Annotated in this window: 14 protein-coding genes, 2 tRNA genes and 3 rRNA genes; 17 read left to right on the top strand and 2 right to left on the bottom strand. The window is 39.5% G+C overall.

Annotated features, from left to right (window positions below; all coding sequences use genetic code 11):
- Positions 1-7 precede the first annotated feature (7 nt).
- The 7 genes from ACPWSR_RS00095 to htpG all read left to right on the top strand — a co-directional run bounded on the left by ACPWSR_RS00095 (position 8) and on the right by htpG (position 8,520).
- The gene (locus ACPWSR_RS00095; protein ID WP_426349687.1) at positions 8-1,003 is read left to right on the top strand and encodes an ABC transporter ATP-binding protein; all 996 of its coding nucleotides are present in this window, start codon (positions 8-10) and stop codon (positions 1,001-1,003) included.
- Positions 993-2,621, top strand: coding sequence for an oligopeptide/dipeptide ABC transporter ATP-binding protein (locus ACPWSR_RS00090; RefSeq protein ID WP_426349686.1), 1,629 nt, complete (start codon positions 993-995; stop codon positions 2,619-2,621). Before ACPWSR_RS00095 ends, ACPWSR_RS00090 begins: the two co-directional genes overlap by 11 nt.
- Positions 2,596-2,793, top strand: a complete 198-nt coding sequence (locus ACPWSR_RS00085; RefSeq protein WP_426349685.1) for a hypothetical protein — start codon at positions 2,596-2,598, stop codon at positions 2,791-2,793. Before ACPWSR_RS00090 ends, ACPWSR_RS00085 begins: the two co-directional genes overlap by 26 nt.
- 193 nt (positions 2,794-2,986) lie before the next feature.
- Positions 2,987-4,297: an APC family permease gene (locus ACPWSR_RS00080; RefSeq protein ID WP_426349684.1), complete on the top strand. Its 1,311-nt coding sequence runs from the start codon at positions 2,987-2,989 to the stop codon at positions 4,295-4,297.
- A 160-nt stretch (positions 4,298-4,457) separates the two neighbouring features.
- On the top strand, positions 4,458-4,700 hold the full coding sequence (locus ACPWSR_RS00075) for a hypothetical protein (RefSeq protein ID WP_426349683.1): 243 nt from the start codon (positions 4,458-4,460) through the stop codon (positions 4,698-4,700).
- Between the two features lie 341 nt (positions 4,701-5,041).
- The gene (locus ACPWSR_RS00070) at positions 5,042-6,418 is read left to right on the top strand and encodes a sodium-dependent transporter (protein WP_426349682.1); all 1,377 of its coding nucleotides are present in this window, start codon (positions 5,042-5,044) and stop codon (positions 6,416-6,418) included.
- A 221-nt stretch (positions 6,419-6,639) separates the two neighbouring features.
- On the top strand, positions 6,640-8,520 hold the full coding sequence (gene htpG, locus ACPWSR_RS00065) for a molecular chaperone HtpG (RefSeq protein WP_426349681.1): 1,881 nt from the start codon (positions 6,640-6,642) through the stop codon (positions 8,518-8,520).
- A gap of 39 nt (positions 8,521-8,559) precedes the next feature.
- Here htpG and ACPWSR_RS00060 read toward each other — a convergent pair whose 3' ends face one another.
- Complete coding sequence (locus ACPWSR_RS00060) at positions 8,560-9,396, bottom strand: glycerophosphodiester phosphodiesterase (RefSeq protein WP_426349680.1); 837 nt, start codon at positions 9,394-9,396, stop codon at positions 8,560-8,562.
- Positions 9,397-9,441: 45 nt separating this feature from the next.
- The gene (locus ACPWSR_RS00055) at positions 9,442-10,722 is read right to left on the bottom strand and encodes an MFS transporter (protein ID WP_426349679.1); all 1,281 of its coding nucleotides are present in this window, start codon (positions 10,720-10,722) and stop codon (positions 9,442-9,444) included.
- Between the two features lie 266 nt (positions 10,723-10,988).
- Between ACPWSR_RS00055 and ACPWSR_RS00050 the strand changes: the two genes are divergently transcribed.
- The 10 genes from ACPWSR_RS00050 (at position 10,989) to rrf (ending at position 18,751) form a co-directional block, all read left to right on the top strand.
- Entirely contained in the window at positions 10,989-11,162 is a 174-nt protein-coding gene (locus ACPWSR_RS00050) for a hypothetical protein (protein ID WP_426349678.1), read from the top strand.
- Positions 11,163-11,175: 13 nt separating this feature from the next.
- Complete coding sequence (locus ACPWSR_RS00045) at positions 11,176-11,418, top strand: spore coat protein (RefSeq protein ID WP_426349677.1); 243 nt, start codon at positions 11,176-11,178, stop codon at positions 11,416-11,418.
- A gap of 17 nt (positions 11,419-11,435) precedes the next feature.
- On the top strand, positions 11,436-11,564 hold the full coding sequence (locus tag ACPWSR_RS00040; protein ID WP_426349676.1) for a clostri-philic family protein: 129 nt from the start codon (positions 11,436-11,438) through the stop codon (positions 11,562-11,564).
- 173 nt (positions 11,565-11,737) lie between these two features.
- Positions 11,738-12,532: a thymidylate synthase gene (locus ACPWSR_RS00035; RefSeq protein WP_426349675.1), complete on the top strand. Its 795-nt coding sequence runs from the start codon at positions 11,738-11,740 to the stop codon at positions 12,530-12,532.
- Positions 12,533-13,036 (top strand): dihydrofolate reductase, encoded by a 504-nt coding sequence (locus ACPWSR_RS00030; RefSeq protein ID WP_426349674.1) that lies wholly within the window; start codon positions 12,533-12,535, stop codon positions 13,034-13,036.
- 460 nt (positions 13,037-13,496) lie between these two features.
- Positions 13,497-15,007 (top strand): 16S ribosomal RNA (locus ACPWSR_RS00025).
- A gap of 201 nt (positions 15,008-15,208) precedes the next feature.
- Positions 15,209-15,284 (top strand) — tRNA-Ala (locus tag ACPWSR_RS00020).
- A gap of 3 nt (positions 15,285-15,287) precedes the next feature.
- Positions 15,288-15,364 (top strand) — tRNA-Ile (locus tag ACPWSR_RS00015).
- Positions 15,365-15,658: 294 nt separating this feature from the next.
- Positions 15,659-18,566, top strand: a 23S ribosomal RNA gene (locus ACPWSR_RS00010).
- Positions 18,567-18,634: 68 nt separating this feature from the next.
- A 5S ribosomal RNA gene (rrf, locus tag ACPWSR_RS00005) occupies positions 18,635-18,751 on the top strand.
- The 16S, 23S and 5S rRNA genes sit together here with 2 tRNA genes alongside, the layout of an rRNA operon.
- Position 18,752 lies beyond the last annotated feature (1 nt).

The raw sequence follows: 18,752 nt of genomic DNA, 5'->3' as shown, positions 1-18,752 counted from the left end.
GGATAATATGGCATTATTAGAGATAAATGATTTGCACACCTATTTTAAAACTAAAAAAGGAATAATTAAAGCCGTAAACGGTGTTTCCTACAAATTAGAAAAAGGTAAAACCTTGGGAGTAGTTGGAGAATCCGGTTCCGGAAAATCTGTATCTGCCATGAGTATTCTTCAGCTTCTTGACGGAAATGGATATATAGATAGTGGTTCAATTAAGTTTATGGACCGTGAGCTTACCACAACTAGCTTACAGGATTTATACAAGATTAGAGGAAATGAAATATCAGTTATTTTCCAGGAACCTATGACAAGCCTTAATCCAATTTTTTCTATTGAAAAGCAGATTAGCGAGCCTTTGATGGTCCATCAAAAGATGACTAAGAAACAGGCATCTCAGGAGGCGATTAAGCTCCTTGCTGATGTTAAGATTCCTAATCCAGAAAGAGTGGTTAAGGAGTATCCTCATCAGCTTTCTGGTGGTATGAGGCAGAGAGTTATGATTGCCATGGCTCTTGCCTGTAAGCCAGATATGCTTATTGCCGATGAGCCTACTACTGCTCTAGATGTAACCATTCAGGCTCAGATACTTAAGCTGATGAATGATCTTCAAAGGGAAAAGGGAACTTCCATTTTGTTTATAACCCATGATTTAGGTGTTATAAATCAGATGGCAGATGATGTAGCTGTTATGTACTGTGGACAGGTAGTTGAGATGGCTCCTGTAAGAAAAATCTTTGCTTTAGGAGGTCTTTATTCCCATCCATATACTGAAGGGCTAATGACTTCAATACCAAGGCTGGATACCCCTGCAGGAACGAGACTAGAAGCCATACCTGGTGCTGTTCCGCATCCTTTAGATCTACCTAAGGGCTGCAAGTTTGCTCCAAGATGTAAATATGCAACAGAGAAGTGCTGGCAGGAGGAGCCACAGTTATTAAATGTAACAAAGGATCAGCAGGTTCGCTGCTTCTATCCTCTAAAGGAGGAACGAAGAAATGAAAAATAAGAAGCTTTTAATAAGAATTAAGGATTTAAAACAATACTTTCCCTTAAAGAAAAAGGGGCTTTTTGTTAAGGCTAATGATGGAGTAACCTTAGACATATATGAAGATGAAATTTTTGGTCTGGTAGGAGAGTCTGGCTGTGGTAAATCCACCTTAGGAAGGGTAATACTACAGTTATACAATCAGACCGATGGTAAAACTATTTACTATGGTCGTACAATGGCAGATCTAGCCCCTGAATATGTAAGCAATACCTTGAAGAATCTAGTTAAGGATAGGGATGCTTTAAAGTCCTTAAAGGAAACAAGGGATAAGGCTTACAAGGAGTTTGTCTCAGTTTATGGTAAAGAGGTTGAGGATATCAACAAGGTAGATTTAGGTGAGCAAAGCTTAGATAACAAAGCTATCTTTGAAAAGCTTGATAATCTCAGAGCAGCTGAAAAGAAGCTTAATGATTCTTATAACAATATAGTAGAAATCATTGGTGGTTTCTTTGTAGAGAAGGATCTTACTAAGGTAATAAGTATCTTTGAGGAAAGATTCAATCTATGGAAGAAAAATGTTAAGGCTAAGGAAGAGCTGAAGAAGCTGAACTTGTACTTAACAGATCTCAACTATAAAGCTGAGCAAAAGACCGCAAAGGGTAAATCTAGAGACTCAATTAACAACAAAATTAGTGAAACAGAAAAGAAGATTGAGCAAAAAAATAACCAGATTCAAGAGATTGCTGTGAAAATTAATGAGGTTAATAGCCGAATTAATAAGATGAAGGAAGCCTATAAGGATGACGTGGAATTCCAGAGGCATGAAGCTTTGTTGGATGATGGTATAGACCTTGCAAGGCTTAAATACGAAGAGATGAGAATGCTTCGTAGAGACCTTCAGCTTATATTCCAGGACCCATATTCTTCTCTGGATGCTCGTATGACTGTAGGTCAAATAATAGGTGAGGGTCTTATGGCTCACGGCCTATACAAAAAAGAAGACAGCAGAATGCAGGAATATATCATGCAGGTCATGGAAGAGTGTGGATTAGCTCCATACATGGTTCACCGTTATCCTCACCAATTTTCAGGTGGTCAACGTCAGCGTATAGGTATTGCCCGTTCTTTGGCCCTAAGACCAAAGTTTGTAGTATGCGATGAAGCTGTTTCTGCTCTGGATGTATCCATACAATCACAGATAATAAATCTATTATTAGATTTAAAGCAGCAGGGAAACCTTACTTATATGTTTATATCCCATGATTTATCGGTAGTAAAATATATAAGTGATAGAATTGGAGTTATGTACTTAGGGAATCTAGTAGAGATGGCTACTACCAAGGATTTATTTGAGGCACCTCGCCATCCTTACACTGAAGCGTTGCTTTCAGCGATACCATCTACGGAGGTGGAGCATAATAAGGATACAGATGTTCCTCTTTTAGAGGGAGATATACCAAGTCCTATTAATCCGCCTAAGGGCTGCAAGTTTCATACTAGATGTAGATATGCCACAGACATTTGTAAGCAAGTAACACCTGTTTTTGAAGAGGTAGGTCCAGGTCATTTTGTTGCCTGCCATCATAAACTAGAAATAGGGGTGAAAAACAATGCTGTTGCCGGGGAAGTTAGATAGAGCTTTAAAATTCTCCAAGGAGCAGAGGGAGCTAAGAGAAGGAAACATTACAGATAGAGAAGTAAAGCTAGAAAAGCTTGATGGTTTAGCTTTAATGCTGTCTGCGCTTCTTACCTTTATGCCTGTAATTTTGGTATTACTAGGGATTGCACTTTTCTGCTTATATAGCTAAAAAAATACATTCAGCTTTAATTTAGAGCTGGATGTATTTTTTTATTTTTATTATCCTTGTCATAAGAATATTTAATATCACAGCTAAAATGCAAATAAATAGTTTTTAAAGTAAATATTGTAAATTTATTTGCTCTATGTTAATATTTAGAAGTTGTACAAAAAAGTGTTTAATATAGAAGGGAGTACATATGATGAAAAGGAATACAGTGAGAAAGTCTCTAACCTTTATAGAAGCTTTAGCCATAGTAGTGGGAATGATAATTGGTTCTGGCATCTTTCTTAAACCGGGGATTGTGTTGAATAATGCTGGTAGTCCATTAATGAGTCTTGCAGCGTGGATTGTTGGAGGTATAATTACTTTAGCATCTGCATTATCTGTGGCTGAAATAGCTGCAGCCATACCAAAGTCAGGAGGCCTATACATATATCTCGAGGAGCTTTACGGTGAAACCATTGGCTTTTTATTGGGATGGGTACAAGCTATTATCTCTTATCCAGCTTCTGTAGCTGCTCAGGCAATTGCTTTTGCTACTTATGCAAGTGTTTTTATTCCTCTAGATGGCACCGAGCAGAAACTTTTAGCATTAGGAGTATTATCCTTCATACTTATCATGAATGTTTTATCTACTAGATATGGAGGGGTAATCCAAACTATTGCAACGGTTGGTAAGCTTATTCCTATAGTTGCTATAATAGCACTTGGACTTATATCTAAAACTACGGGAGATTTTTCTGCTATGGCAACAGCTGGAAGAAGCTTAGGCTTTGGAGCAGCGATCCTTGGAACTCTTTGGGCCTATGATGGCTGGATTGGGGTAACAAACATGGCAGGAGAACTAAAAAATCCTGCAAAAAATCTACCTAAGGTTATAGCTATAGGAGTAGTTTTTGTTATTGCAGTATATGCTACCTTTAATATTGCCATCTTCAAAGTACTACCAGTGGAGGTTATAGCTTCTTCTAATACACCTGGTGCAGATGCGGCAGTAGCATTATTAGGAAAAGGTGGAGCTACCTTTATAACTGCTGGAATAATGGTATCTGTATTTGGTGCTTTAAATGGTTATCTTATGACAGCGGCTAGAGTTCCAATGGTTATGGGAGAAAAAAATAGACTTCCCTATGGTAAAGTTATAGGTAAGCTCCATTCAAAATATCAAACGCCAGCAAATGCACTGATACTACAGAGTGTCCTTGCTGTAATATATATTCTATCTGGATCCTTCAATACATTAACAGATTTGCTGATATTTGTTCTGTGGATATTTTTTACCATGGGCGTTTTTGGAGTGTTTATTTTAAGAAAGAAGCAGGGAACTAAACCAGGCTTGTATAAAGTTCCATTATATCCAATCACTCCTTTGGTAGGGATAATAGGTGGTGGATACATTCTGGTAAGTACTGTAATTTCAGCTCCTGTTAATTCCTTAATAGGAATAGCTATAACCCTTGCAGGGCTTCCTCTATTTTATTATCTTAAAAGTAAGGATAAAGTAAAATAGGCAAAATGTAAGCCTATATATACTTAAGTTGATATTTTATTATCTACCTGTAAATTTATTAGTTATAATTATCACATACGAGTTAACTTTGAATATATTATTTATATAAAGCATGCTTTATGAGTGAAACTTAAACTAATGAAGATAGGGAAGTGATAATATGACTGAAATGAGTATGCTTATACCCATAATTGTGGCTTTAGCAGAATTATGGAAAAAAGTTTTTGGAGAAAAGATTACAAAATTTATTCCTTTGATTAATCTAGCTCTTGGCATAGTCGGGGGCATAGCATATAGCAGTAATTTAAAGGATGGGATATATAACGGTATATTAGCAGGCTTATCAGCCAGTGGTTTGTATAGTTCGGCTAAGAACGTTGTACAAGGTGTTGGAAAACCCTAAAGAATGAAATAAGTAATATAAAAATCTAGATGGAATTCAGCCCGCTCAGAGTACTGAGTGGGTTTTTTTATTTATTTTTATAAATAGATATATTTTTAACAAAAACCACTAAAAATTACTATATTCTCCGATGAATAGCTGTTAGATTTGTAAATAATTAGAATCAATAGTTCTTATTTTTAATAGAGTTATAAATATTATGGAAAGAGGCTGTGAAATATTTAATTAATTCTGAAAATGTTTACAAAATCATTGAAAATTATTATAATTTTATTAACAGCTGTTAAAAATTTACTACTTAAGAAATGAAGAAAGAGCATAAAAGTTTAGGGGGATTATTTATGGAAAATAATAGAGGGCAATGGGGATCTAATCTTGGATTCTTGTTGGCTGCAATTGGTTCAGCGGTAGGTCTTGGAAATTTATGGGGATTTCCTTATAAGATGGGAATGAACGGTGGATTCGCGTTCTTAATTATTTATTTATTACTAGTAGTTTTTTGTGGAATCATAGTTGTTAGTATTGAAATGGTTATCGGAAGAAAGACAGGCAAAAGTCCTGTACTAGCCTTTGGTGAATTAGGAAAAAGATATAAGTTTATTGGTTGGATGGGTGTAGCTTCATCTTTTATAATTCTTGGCTTTTATAGTACTATCGGTGGATATGTTATTAAGTATATGGTGGATTTTGCACTTAATATTTTTGGAAGTGGTTCCTTTAAAGGCGTAGGTGGTGCTGAATATTTTGCTAGTGTTTTTCAAAATCCTGGTATCTCTGTAGCATTCCATGTTTTATTCATGGCCCTTACAATTGGTATAGTTATGGGAGGAGTAAATAAAGGTATTGAAAAGTTTAGCCTGTTTGCTATGCCAGCTTTACTTGTTTTGCTGCTTATAGTTATGATTAGAAGCGTCACTCTTCCTGGAGCAGGAGAAGGTATTAAATTTATGTTTAGTTTTTCTAGCGATAAATTTAATTTCTTCCAAGCTGTAAGAGCTGCCGGGGGACAGATGTTATTTTCTCTTTCTTTAGGTATGGGTGCTCTTATTACTTATGGTTCATATTTATCTCCAAAGGAAAACGTTATAAAGAATTCCTTTATAATCCCCCTAGCTGACACTGTGTTTGCTCTACTAGCTGGCTTCGCTATACTTCCAGCAGTATTTGCCACAGGCCTAGATCCAAAAAGCGGTCCTTCACTTTTATTTGAAACCCTTCATGAGGTGTTTAATGGTATGGGTACTGTAGGATTATTCCTGGGTTTTGCTTTCTATTTACTTGCTTTATTTGCTGCACTTACTTCCTCAGTTTCCTTATTAGAGGTAGCCTGCTCTCACTTCATCGATAGTAGATTAATCAAGGGAAAGTCTCCAAATAGAGGTGTGATAACAATCGTTGTAGGAGCTGTGATAACCTTATTCGGTCTCCCAGTAGCCTTTGATGCTCTAGGCTCCTCTGGAATGTTTCAGCCTTTAGGCTTAATATGGCTTGATTTTTATGACCTACTTGCAGAGGGTATAATGATGCCTTCGGCAGCTCTAATCATGAGCATACTAGTAGGTTGGGTATTTAAAGATAAATTTATGGACGATGAGATTGAAAAGGAAGGAAATAAATTTATATGGAGAGGCTTCTTTAAATTCTGTACAAGATATGTGACTCCAGTTCTTATGACCTTTGTTCTCATTTCACTGGTAATGAGCTTCTTTGGAAAATAAAAGTAAAAGGAAATTTATTAGTATAGCATTTATTTTAGAAAATAGATGCGAATATCTTCAAATAGCTCTTAATTATAATAGTTGACAGTATTTTTAGAATGTGCTATATAAAAATTATGGTATTAGCACTCTTTGTCAGAGAGTGCTAATCAACCTGATATTATATAGCACTTTTTATTTTGCAAATTTTTTTAAGTTACAATCTGAAGGGAGAGACTGTTATGGAGAGAAAAGAATTTAAAGCAGAATCTAAGAGACTATTAGATCTTATGATTAATTCAATCTACACCCATAAGGAGATATTCTTAAGGGAGCTTATATCCAATGCCAGTGATGCCATGGATAAGATGTACTATAAGGCATTAACTGATGAAGGTATATCCTTTAATAAGGGAGATTATTTTGTAAAGCTTCAAATTGATAAAGATAATAGGATCTTAAGGATTACTGATACTGGTATTGGTATGACTAAAGAGGATTTAGAAAGCAATTTGGGAGTTATAGCAAAAAGTGGTTCCTTGGCCTTTAAAAAGGAAAATGAAGCTAAGGATGGCTTTGATATTATAGGTCAATTTGGTGTAGGGTTCTATTCTGCATTTATGGTTGCTGATAAGGTTACTGTAATTAGTAAAGCCTATGGCAGCGCTGAAGCCTATAAGTGGGAATCAGAAGGTGTAGATGGTTATACAATTGAGCCTGGAGACAAGGAGCAGGTAGGAACAGAAATAATCTTAAAGCTTAAGGAAAATACAGAGGACGAAAAGTACGATGAGTATTTAGAAGAATATAAGCTCAGAAGCCTCATAAAGAAGTATTCAGATTTTATAAGATATCCAATAAAGATGGATATTACAGAGCACAAGCTAAAAGAGGGCTCAGAGGATGAATATGTAGATGTGATAGAAGAACAAACTATAAATTCCATGGTTCCAATCTGGAGAAAGAATAAGAACGAGCTTACCAAGGAAGATTATGAAAAGTTCTATTCAGAAAAGCATTATGGCTTTGATAAGCCTGTTAAATACATTCACACAATAGTAGATGGAGCAGTAAGATATAATTCTATACTGTATATACCTGAAACTATTCCTTATGATTACTATACTAAGGAATATGAAAAGGGCCTTGAGCTATATTCTAATGGGGTTTTAATAATGAATAAATGCCCTGACCTTCTTCCAGATTATTTTAGTTTTGTGAAGGGTATGGTAGATTCAGAGGATTTATCTCTTAATATATCTAGGGAAATGCTTCAGCATGACCGTCAGCTTAAGATAATAGCAAAAAATCTTAAGACTAAGATTAAGAATGAGCTTATTGACCTTCTTAAGAATGATAGAGAGAACTACGAGAAGTTCTATAAGTCCTTCGGAAGACAGCTTAAGTTTGGTGTGTATAATGATTTTGGTGCCAATAAGGATGTTCTTCAGGATTTACTTATGTTCTATTCCTCCAAGGAGAAGAAGCTAGTAACCTTAAATGAATATGTTGAAAGAATGACTGAGGAACAAAAATATATATATTATGCTGCTGGTGAATCCATTGAGAGAATTGAAAAGCTGCCTCAAGCAGAGATGGTTACAGATAAGGGCTTTGAGATATTATATCTTACTGAAGATGTGGATGAATTTGCTCTTAAGATGGTTATGTCCTATAAAGAGAAGGAGTTTAAATCAATCTCCAGCAATGATTTAGGAATAGAGAATGAAGAGGAAAAGAAAGAGGATGAAAAGAACCAAGAAGAGAACAAAGAGCTCTTTGACTACATGAAAAAGGTTCTTGAAGGTAAGGTAAAGGAGGTAAGAGCTTCTAGAAGACTTAAGCAGCATCCTGTTTGCCTGGCCAGCGAAGGAGAGCTATCCATAGAGATGGAGAAGGTGCTTAGAGCAATGCCTAATGGTCAGGATATAAAGGCGGATAAGGTGCTGGAGCTTAATGTGAATCATGAGGTGTTCTCAGCTTTAAAGACTGCTTTAAGTACTGATAAGGAAAAGCTGGACTTATATACGAAGCTCCTTTATAATCAGGCCCTGCTTATAGAAGGGCTTCCAATCAATGATCCTGTGGACTTTACCAATGATATATGCAAGATAATGAAGTAATTAAAAAGAGGTGACCGTTAAGGCTCACCTCTTTTTAGATTACTTCTTTTTTATTCTCTGATTAGGATATTCGAAAATTATAAGGGCACCATTCTTTTTTAACTTCCTAACAAGCTCTCGATCTCTGACAGTCCAGTATGCTAGGTTAACTCCGTAAATGGCCTTGCTAGCTCTGAGGCTCAAAGAATTTCTGTCTTCTACCCTGTAAGAAATAAAGTCTGGTTTTGTTAAAAAAGAGGTTAATAGGTTCTTTAAGAAGAAGCCAAGGACGGGGTTAACAGTGCCTTTTTGAAGGCTGAAGTTTTCTGCCAATTGACCTCTGATTATGTCAGGTCTATTGTTTTTTAACCAGTAAACAACTCTAGGATCAAAGGATTCAATGGCGTATTTCCCTTTATATTCCTTTAAAACCTCTAGAGTAGCTTTGGTTAGCTCTGCATAATTTCCCTTAACAGTTTTTAGTTCAATGATTAATGGAACCCTACCAGCTACCAGAGACAAAACATCTTCAAAGGTTGGTATTATTTCTCCTGTATACTTAAGCCGGTGCTTTCTAATCTCCTCTAAGGTACAATCACTGATGTTAATATCTACACCAGCGGTTCTCTTTAAGCTCTCGTCATGCATAACCACAACCTTACCATCCTTGGTAAGATGAAGATCAAGCTCAGAACCAAAGCCTTTTTCTGTTGCTTTCCTGAAGGCCTCCATAGAATTTTCGTCTATTCCATCATTTTCATTAAATAGTCCTCTGTGAGCATAATCAAAAGGCTGCATATCCTTAATACTTGGGCCGTTTTTTCTAGGGCTCAGCATCAATATCCAAAGCAATAATAAAATGAAAATAATCATTAATGTATACAATACAACTGTCATATAGACCTCCCGATTCTTAGGTAAGAGCTTATAAGCTAAATAATATTAGTCTTCTACATCAAAGGCTTCAAGCTTAGTTTTAGCTGGTATAGGCTTACTATCCCCATGTTTAACAAAAAGCATTGTTATAAAGGATAAGGCTACAAAGAAGGTAGCATAGGGGAATAAGCTCTTATAGCCTACTTGATCAAGAAGATAACCAGATATTATAGGGGTAGCTGTTTGAGCAGCCATAGAAAAGGTATAATAATAACCAGTAAATTTACCTACATCGCTTCCTTTGCTCATCTCTACCACCATTGGATAGGAGTTTACATTAATAGCAGCCCATGCAAAACCAACTATCGCAAAGAGTATATTTACCACAGGAGTATAGCTGGTAAAAATAAAAGCAATAGCAAACATAGAGCCTAATAGAATTACTCCTGTTAATATTGTTTTCTTTCTACCTATTTTTGTGGATATAATCCCTATTGGAATATAAGATACTATGGCAGCTATAGTAGCCACTAGTAAATTAGTAGCATAGCCGCTACCGGCCATTCCCCAGTAGAATTGATAGTATTTTGAGAAAGCCGTAGTTACTGCATTATAACCCATAAACCAGAAGGCTACAGATAATAGTATGAAGATAAGGCTTCTCTTAACTTCTTTGGCCATGGGAGCTCCTTCTTCCTGAGAATTATCTTCAGGAGCTTCAAATTTAGAATTAATAAGTGCAGTTTCATGAGATAGTTTTTTCTCATTAATTGTTTTTATAACTATAGAAACAGCCACAATCATTATTACTGCAATAGCTATAAAGAGTGGAAGATAGTTTGGTGAGCTGGAGGAATCAACTAATATTCTAATCAGCACTAATGATAGCATTGCACCCACTGCGCCCATAAGATTAATGATTGCATTTGCTTTAGATCTTAATGGCTTTGGAGTAACATCAGGCATTAATGCTACCGCTGGTGAACGATAAGTACTCATGGCTAGAAGTGTTAAAAACAATACACCTATAAATAAAGGTAAGGAACGAATGTTATCAGAAATAGGTATAAAAATCATTACGATAACTGCTGAAATAGTTCCTCCTATAATAAATGGTGTCCTCTTACCAAGTCTAGTATCAATTCCATCAGAAAGCTTGCCAAACAATGGGAGCATAAATAAGGCTAGTACATTATCTATAGCCATTATCATCCCTGCAACAGTATCGCTGACATCAAAGGTGTTCTTAAGAATTAAAGGTATTACATTATCATATACCTGCCAGAAGGAACTAATTGATAAAAAAGCTAGTCCCACTAAAATAGTTCGTTTAGTATTTAATTTCATATTTTCTCCCCTTTTCTAGGTCTGATACCCCGGAATGAAAGTTATAATAAGGGAATAAATCCGGTTATAATGACCAATTAATAATAGTTTTATGCTATCATATTTTTTATTAACATACAATATTCTTAATTTCCTGCCTATAATGACGGATTTACTCTGTTATCCATTATAAATAATATAAGATTTTTTACACATAATATAATTGTAAACTCAAAATTACAGTAATTAGTTAGATATTAAAACATAATTAATGAAGAGGTGAGGATATGACCCCAAAAGAATTATTGTACATAGAGGATGCTCTAGGTCATGAAAAGCACTTAAAGCTGCAATGCCAGGACTTTGCTGAAAAGTTTCAGAATCTGGAGCTTAAAGCTTTAGCTGAAGAGTTAGCTACGAAACATCAGGAAATCTTCGATATATTCTATAAACTTTTATAGGGAGGGGAAGCTAATGAATGATAGGCAGCTTGCGGAAGAAATGCTTTTAACTATTAAAGGTGTATGCGATTTATATCTTCATGGATTAATTGAATCCTCTAGCCCAGGGGTTGTCGCTGCATTTAAGGATGCATTATGCGACACTATAACTAGCCAAAAAGATATTTATGAGAAAATGAGTCAGAAGGGCTGGTATACTACTGAAAAGGAAGAGGGGCAGAAAATACAAAAGGTGAAAGATAGCTATAGCTCATAAGTTAGGAAGGAGTTATTATGGATAAGACTAATGATGGAAATAATAAAGGGCGTAAGAGAATAAAAATTGATAAGCAGCCTGTAAACACCGGGAATAAACACCTCCCGCCAAAATATGAAAGTTTTAATGGAAAACCAATTGACTAATAACCTGCTGCAAGGGTCCTGCCTTTGCAGTATTTTTAATTTCAATGAAATACCCAGAAGCCTAGACTATGGTGCTAATTAAAATTAATAAAATGGAAATACATATTATATATTATAAATTCTAAAATCTGCTATAATACATATAGAGATTTGTTTTATTAGGGAGGAAAATTATGAGTAATGCAGACATGCAGTATTTAAATTTAGTACAGGACATTTTAGATAATGGATATTATGAATCGGAAAATAGAACTGGTATACCTACATATAAAATTCCTCACCAAATTTTTAGATTTGACCTGCAAAAAGAGTTTCCTATATTAACTACTAAGTTTGTTGCCTTTAAAACCTCAGTAAAAGAGCTTCTTTGGATATATAGAGACCAGAGTAATGATGTGAAAAAGCTTCAAGAAGAGGGTGTACATATCTGGGATGAATGGATGAAGGAGGATGGTACAATTGGTACTGCTTATGGGTATGTTGTTAAGGAATATAAACAGCTAGATAATCTGATTGAAGGCCTTAAAAATAATCCTCAGAACAGAAGACATATCATGTCCTTATGGCAAATTCCTTTTTTAGAAGGTGGCTCCTTATATCCCTGCGCCTTTATGACTATGTGGGATGTAACAGGAGATAAGCTCAATTGTATGCTTGTACAAAGAAGTGGCGATGTACCATTAGGTGTCCCATTTAATATGACACAATATGCAGTTCTTGTTCATCTTATTGCTCAAGTGACTGGATTGAAGCCAGGAATATTTACCCATGTTATTAATAATGCTCATATATATGAGAATCAGGTGGAAGGAATGAAGCTGCAGTTAACTAGAAGAAATGATGCCTATGAGGCTCCAAAATTATATATAAATCCTGAGATAAAGAATTTTTATGATTTTACAATTGATGATATTAAGCTTATTGACTATAAATATCATCCTGCTATAAAAATGGAGGTGGCGATATAAATGATAAGTTTCGTAGCGGCAGTTGCAGAGAATAGAGTTATAGGGAAGGATAATAAGCTTATATGGCATATACCTGAGGATTTAGCCATATTTAAAAAGATAACCTATGGTAAAACTATTATTATGGGAAGAAAAACCTTTGCATCTATGCCTGGAATATTAGAAGGAAGGTCACATATTATACTCACAAGAGATCATAATTTCAGAATAGAAAATCAGGATGTTATTATTCTTACTAGCATTAAGGACTTAAAAACTTATATAGAGGATGAGGATGAATTCTTCGTTATAGGAGGAGGGGAGATCTTTAGACTTTTACTTCCTTACGCAAAGAAGCTATATCTTTCAAGATTACATGCTGAATATGAAGGGGATACCTTCTTCCCTCATATTAATGAAGAAGAATGGAATGTTGTAAAAAGTGAAGAACATCACGATGAAAAATCAGGAGTTGATTTTACTTTTCAGATACTAGAAAGAAAAGAAGCATCTGTAGAAGATTAGAGTAATGATTATTGGACTATTAAGTTATATATAACTTAATAGTCCAATGCTTTTATTACATAAAACAGCATAGCTTTATTATGTAAAATAACATATACTTAACCTAGTGTATCTCTATAAGAAGAAATGAGAATAGAAAAGAATATTAAAGATAAATATATAAAATGTTAATATATTAGATGATGAAGTAATTATTTAATATAAAGGCTATGATATTATATTCTACGTCGCCGAGATGTGGCGGCAACAAATCAGCCTAGATGAGGTAGCGGTAAAGCACCTTGAAGCTTAAAGATTTTAATTAAAAAATCTTGACAGTAAAAATCTTGGATGATATACTAATAAAGTGCTTTCAAGGAAAGCATTTGAAATTGGTCTTTGAAAATTGAACAGAGAACTAAGTTTAGAACAAACACAAACCAGCAATTTTTTTAAGTAATTTTGAGAAGTATCAAACTTTTAAATTGAGAGTTTGATCCTGGCTCAGGACGAACGCTGGCGGCGTGCCTAACACATGCAAGTCGAGCGAGGAAGCTCCTTCGGGAGTTTCCTAGCGGCGGACGGGTGAGTAACACGTGGGCAACCTGCCTCGAAGAGGGGGATAGCCTCCCGAAAGGGAGATTAATACCGCATAATATCGGTTTATCGCATGATGAACTGATTAAAGGAGAAATCCGCTTCGAGATGGGCCCGCGGCGCATTAGCTAGTTGGTGAGGTAACGGCTCACCAAGGCGACGATGCGTAGCCGACCTGAGAGGGTGATCGGCCACATTGGGACTGAGACACGGCCCAGACTCCTACGGGAGGCAGCAGTGGGGAATATTGCACAATGGGGGAAACCCTGATGCAGCAACGCCGCGTGAGTGATGAAGGCCTTCGGGTTGTAAAGCTCTGTCTTCAGGGACGATAATGACGGTACCTGAGGAGGAAGCCACGGCTAACTACGTGCCAGCAGCCGCGGTAATACGTAGGTGGCGAGCGTTGTCCGGATTTACTGGGCGTAAAGGGAGTGTAGGTGGATGCTTAAGTCAGATGTGAAATACCCGGGCTCAACCTGGGAACTGCATTTGAAACTGGGCGTCTAGAGTGCAGGAGAGGAAAGTGGAATTCCTAGTGTAGCGGTGAAATGCGTAGAGATTAGGAAGAACACCAGTGGCGAAGGCGACTTTCTGGACTGTAACTGACACTGAGGCTCGAAAGCGTGGGGAGCAAACAGGATTAGATACCCTGGTAGTCCACGCCGTAAACGATGGGTACTAGGTGTAGGGGGTATCGACTCCCCCTGTGCCGCCGTTAACACAATAAGTACCCCGCCTGGGGAGTACGGTCGCAAGATTAAAACTCAAAGGAATTGACGGGGGCCCGCACAAGCAGCGGAGCATGTGGTTTAATTCGAAGCAACGCGAAGAACCTTACCTAGACTTGACATCTCCTGAATTACCCTTAACCGGGGAAGCCCTTCGGGGCAGGAAGACAGGTGGTGCATGGTTGTCGTCAGCTCGTGTCGTGAGATGTTGGGTTAAGTCCCGCAACGAGCGCAACCCTTGTTGTTAGTTGCTACCATTAAGTTGAGCACTCTAGCGAGACTGCCCGGGTTAACCGGGAGGAAGGTGGGGATGACGTCAAATCATCATGCCCCTTATGTCTAGGGCTACACACGTGCTACAATGGCGAGTACAGAGAGACGCAAGACCGCGAGGTGGAGCAAAACTCTAAAACTCGTCCCAGTTCGGATTGCAGGCTGAAACTCGCCTGCATGAAGCCGGAGTTGCTAGTAATCGCGAATCAGAATGTCGCGGTGAATACGTTCCCGGGCCTTGTACACACCGCCCGTCACACCATGAGAGTTGGCAATACCCGAAGTCCGTGAGGTAACCGCAAGGGGCCAGCGGCCGAAGGTAGGGTCAGCGATTGGGGTGAAGTCGTAACAAGGTAGCCGTAGGAGAACCTGCGGCTGGATCACCTCCTTTCTAAGGAAACTTAATCGGAAGCCTTTTCCCTTGGAAAAGCACCGATTCACAAAGCTGGGTTTATTCTAAAATCTTATTCTCTGTCCAATTTTGAAAGACCAAACACAACTTAATAACTAACGATGAACAATCTAGAGTGTAATATCTTTTAACTCTTACCTCTTAGTTATTAGTTCTTAGTTAATCTTTCAAAAGTCTTATGGGGGTATAGCTCAGCTGGGAGAGCACCTGCCTTGCACGCAGGGGGTCAAGAGTTCGAATCTCTTTATCTCCACCATAAGGGCTTATAGCTCAGCTGGTTAGAGCGCACGCCTGATAAGCGTGAGGTCGATGGTTCGAGTCCATTTAAGCCCACCATTTTGTTCTTTGAAAACTGCATATAGAAACTGATGTAAGTAAAGATAACTACAATCTTTTAAAGTGCAAATTATAAATTGAATCTATTCAACGTATAGTTTCGCTGAGATTAATTGTATAACCGTAAACTAATTAGAACCCAGACATGTAACTGTAATAGTTACTACGTCTGAGCGAGTGATAAGCATAGCAGTTCGAGGAGACGAGGAGCGAGGAGCGGAGCGTACAAAACCGTACGTGAGCACCACAGCGACGAAGCTCGACGAAGAAATGCGAAGCTTAGCACGAGCGAAAGGTCAAGCTACAAAGGGCGCATGGTGAATGCCTTGGCATCAGGAGCCGATGAAGGACGTGATAAGCTGCGATAAGCTTCGGGTAGGCGCACATAGCCAGTGATCCGGAGATCTCCGAATGAGGAAACTCACATGGGTAACCCCATGTATCCATAACTGAATCCATAGGTTATGGAGGGTAAACCCAGGGAACTGAAACATCTAAGTACCTGGAGGAAGAGAAAGAAAAATCGATTTTCTTAGTAGCGGCGAGCGAAAAGGAAAGAGCCCAAACCGGAAACTTGTTTCCGGGGTTGCGGACAGAACAACAAATGCAGGAGATGACTAACCGAAGCCAGCTGGAAAGCTGGGCCACAGAAAGTAACAGCCTTGTAGGTGAAAGTCATTTAGTGCCAGTTCTGATCCAGAGTACCACGAGACACGTGAAACCTTGTGGGAAGCAGGGAGGACCACCTCCCAAGGCTAAATACTACCTGATGACCGATAGTGAAGAAGTACCGTGAGGGAAAGGTGAAAAGAACCCCGGGAGGGGAGTGAAATAGAATCTGAAACCATGTGCCTACAACCGGTCAGAGCACCTTATGTGTGTGATGACGTGCTTTTTGTAGAACGAGCCTACGAGTTACGGTATGTAGCGAGGTTAAGTACTTTAGGTACGGAGCCGAAGGGAAACCGAGTCTTAATAGGGCGACTAGTTGCATGCCGTAGACCCGAAACCGGGTGACCTATCCATGGCCAGGTTGAAGCGGAAGTAAAATTCCGTGGAGGACCGAACCACGTTGGTGTTGAAAAACCATGGGATGAGCTGTGGATAGCGGAGAAATTCCAATCGAACTCGGAGATAGCTGGTTCTCCTCGAAATAGCTTTAGGGCTAGCGTCGGATATGAGTAGCGGAGGTAGAGCACTGAATGGGCTAGGGGGCGTATAGCTTACCGAACCTTATCAAACTCCGAATGCCGCATACTATGAGTCCGGCAGTCAGACAGTGACAGATAAGTGCCATTGTCAAAAGGGAAAAAGCCCAGACCGTCAGCTAAGGTCCCCAAGTATAGATTAAGTGGTAAAGGATGTGGGATTTCTAAGACAACTAGGATGTTGGCTTAGAAGCAGCCACTCATTCAAAGAGTGCGTAATAGCTCACTAGTCGAGAGATCCCGCGCCGAAGATGTCCGGGGCTAAAATCTATCACCGAAGCTACGGATTGACACAATAGTGTCAGTGGTAGGGGAGCGTCCTGTATGGGCTGAAGTCGTACCGTAAGGAGCGGTGGACTGTACAGGAGTGAGAATGTAGGCATAAGTAGCGAGAAATGGGTGAGAATCCCATTGGCCGAAAACCTAAGGTTTCCTCAGGAAGGCTCGTCCGCTGAGGGTTAGTCGGGACCTAAGCCGAGGCCGAAAGGCGTAGGTGATGGACAATCGGTTGATATTCCGATACTGCTGTTAATCGTTATTACCGATGGCGTGACGCAGGAGGATAGTGTGTGCCAGCTATTGGATGCTGGTCTAAGCACTTAGGTATACAGGATAGGCAAATCCGCCTGTATTAAGCTGAGGTGTGATGGGGAAGGTCCTACGGGGCCGAAGTACATGATTCCACGCTGCCAAGAAAAGCGTCTAGGGAGAGAGACAGTACCCGTACCGCAAACCGACACAGGTAGGTGAGGAGAGAATCCTAAGGCTGGCGGAAGAATTGCAGTTAAGGAACTCGGCAAATTGACCCCGTAACTTCGGGAGAAGGGGTGCCATGGAGACATGGCCGCAGAGAATAGGCCCAAGCAACTGTTTAGCAAAAACACAGGTCTCTGCTAAAGCGTAAGCTGATGTATAGGGGCTGACGCCTGCCCGGTGCTGGAAGGTTAAGGGGATTGCTTAGCGCAAGCGAAGGCATGAACTTAAGCCCCAGTAAACGGCGGCCGTAACTATAACGGTCCTAAGGTAGCGAAATTCCTTGTCAGGTAAGTTCTGACCCGCACGAATGGCGTAATGACTTGGGCACTGTCTCAACTGCAAATCCGGCGAAATTGTAGTGCAAGTGAAGATGCTTGCTACCCGTGGTTGGACGGAAAGACCCCGTAGAGCTTTACTGCAGCTTAGCATTGAGTTTCGGTATTGTCTGTACAGGATAGGTGGGAGACTGGGAAACAGGGTCGTCAGGCTCTGTGGAGTCAACCTTGGGATACCACCCTGACAGTACTGGAATTCTAACCGGGCACCATGAAGCTGGTGACGGGACATTGTTAGGCGGGCAGTTTGACTGGGGCGGTCGCCTCCTAAAAAGTAACGGAGGCGCTCAAAGGTTCCCTCAGAACGGTCGGAAATCGTTCGAAGAGCGCAAAGGCATAAGGGAGCCTGACTGCGACACCTACAAGTGGAGCAGGGACGAAAGTCGGACTTAGTGATCCGGTGGTACCTCGTGGGAGGGCCATCGCTCAACGGATAAAAGCTACCTCGGGGATAACAGGCTGATCTCCCCCAAGAGTCCACATCGACGGGGAGGTTTGGCACCTCGATGTCGGCTCGTCGCATCCTGGGGCTGAAGTAGGTCCCAAGGGTTGGGCTGTTCGCCCATTAAAGCGGCACGCGAGCTGGGTTCAGAACGTCGTGAGACAGTTCGGTCCCTATCCGCCACGGGCGCAGGAAATTTGAGAGGAGCTGTCCTTAGTACGAGAGGACCGGGATGGACTGACCTCTGGTGCACCAGTTGTTCCGCCAGGAGCACAGCTGGGTAGCTATGTCGGGAAGGGATAAACGCTGAAAGCATCTAAGCGTGAAGCCCACCTCAAGATTAGATTTCCCATAGCGTAAGCTAGTAAGACCCCTCGAAGAACACGAGGTTGATAGGTCGGAGGTGTAAGCACGGCAACGTGTTCAGCTGACCGATACTAATAGGTCGAGGGCTTGACCAAAATAAATGACGACTTTACTAACATCAATCTGTATGCAGTTTTGAAAGAACAACAATTCTTTCAGAACATCTGGTAATAATGCCGTGAAGGTAACACCCGTTCCCATTCCGAACACGACGGTTAAGCTTCATAGGGCCGATGGTACTGCAGGGGAAGCTCTGTGGGAGAGTAGGAAGTTGCCGGGTC

The organism is Alloiococcus sp. CFN-8, assembly GCF_049943125.1.
GTDB lineage: Bacteria > Bacillota > Clostridia > Clostridiales > Clostridiaceae > JAEXZL01.
This window is presented reverse-complemented; position numbering and strand designations above follow the sequence as displayed.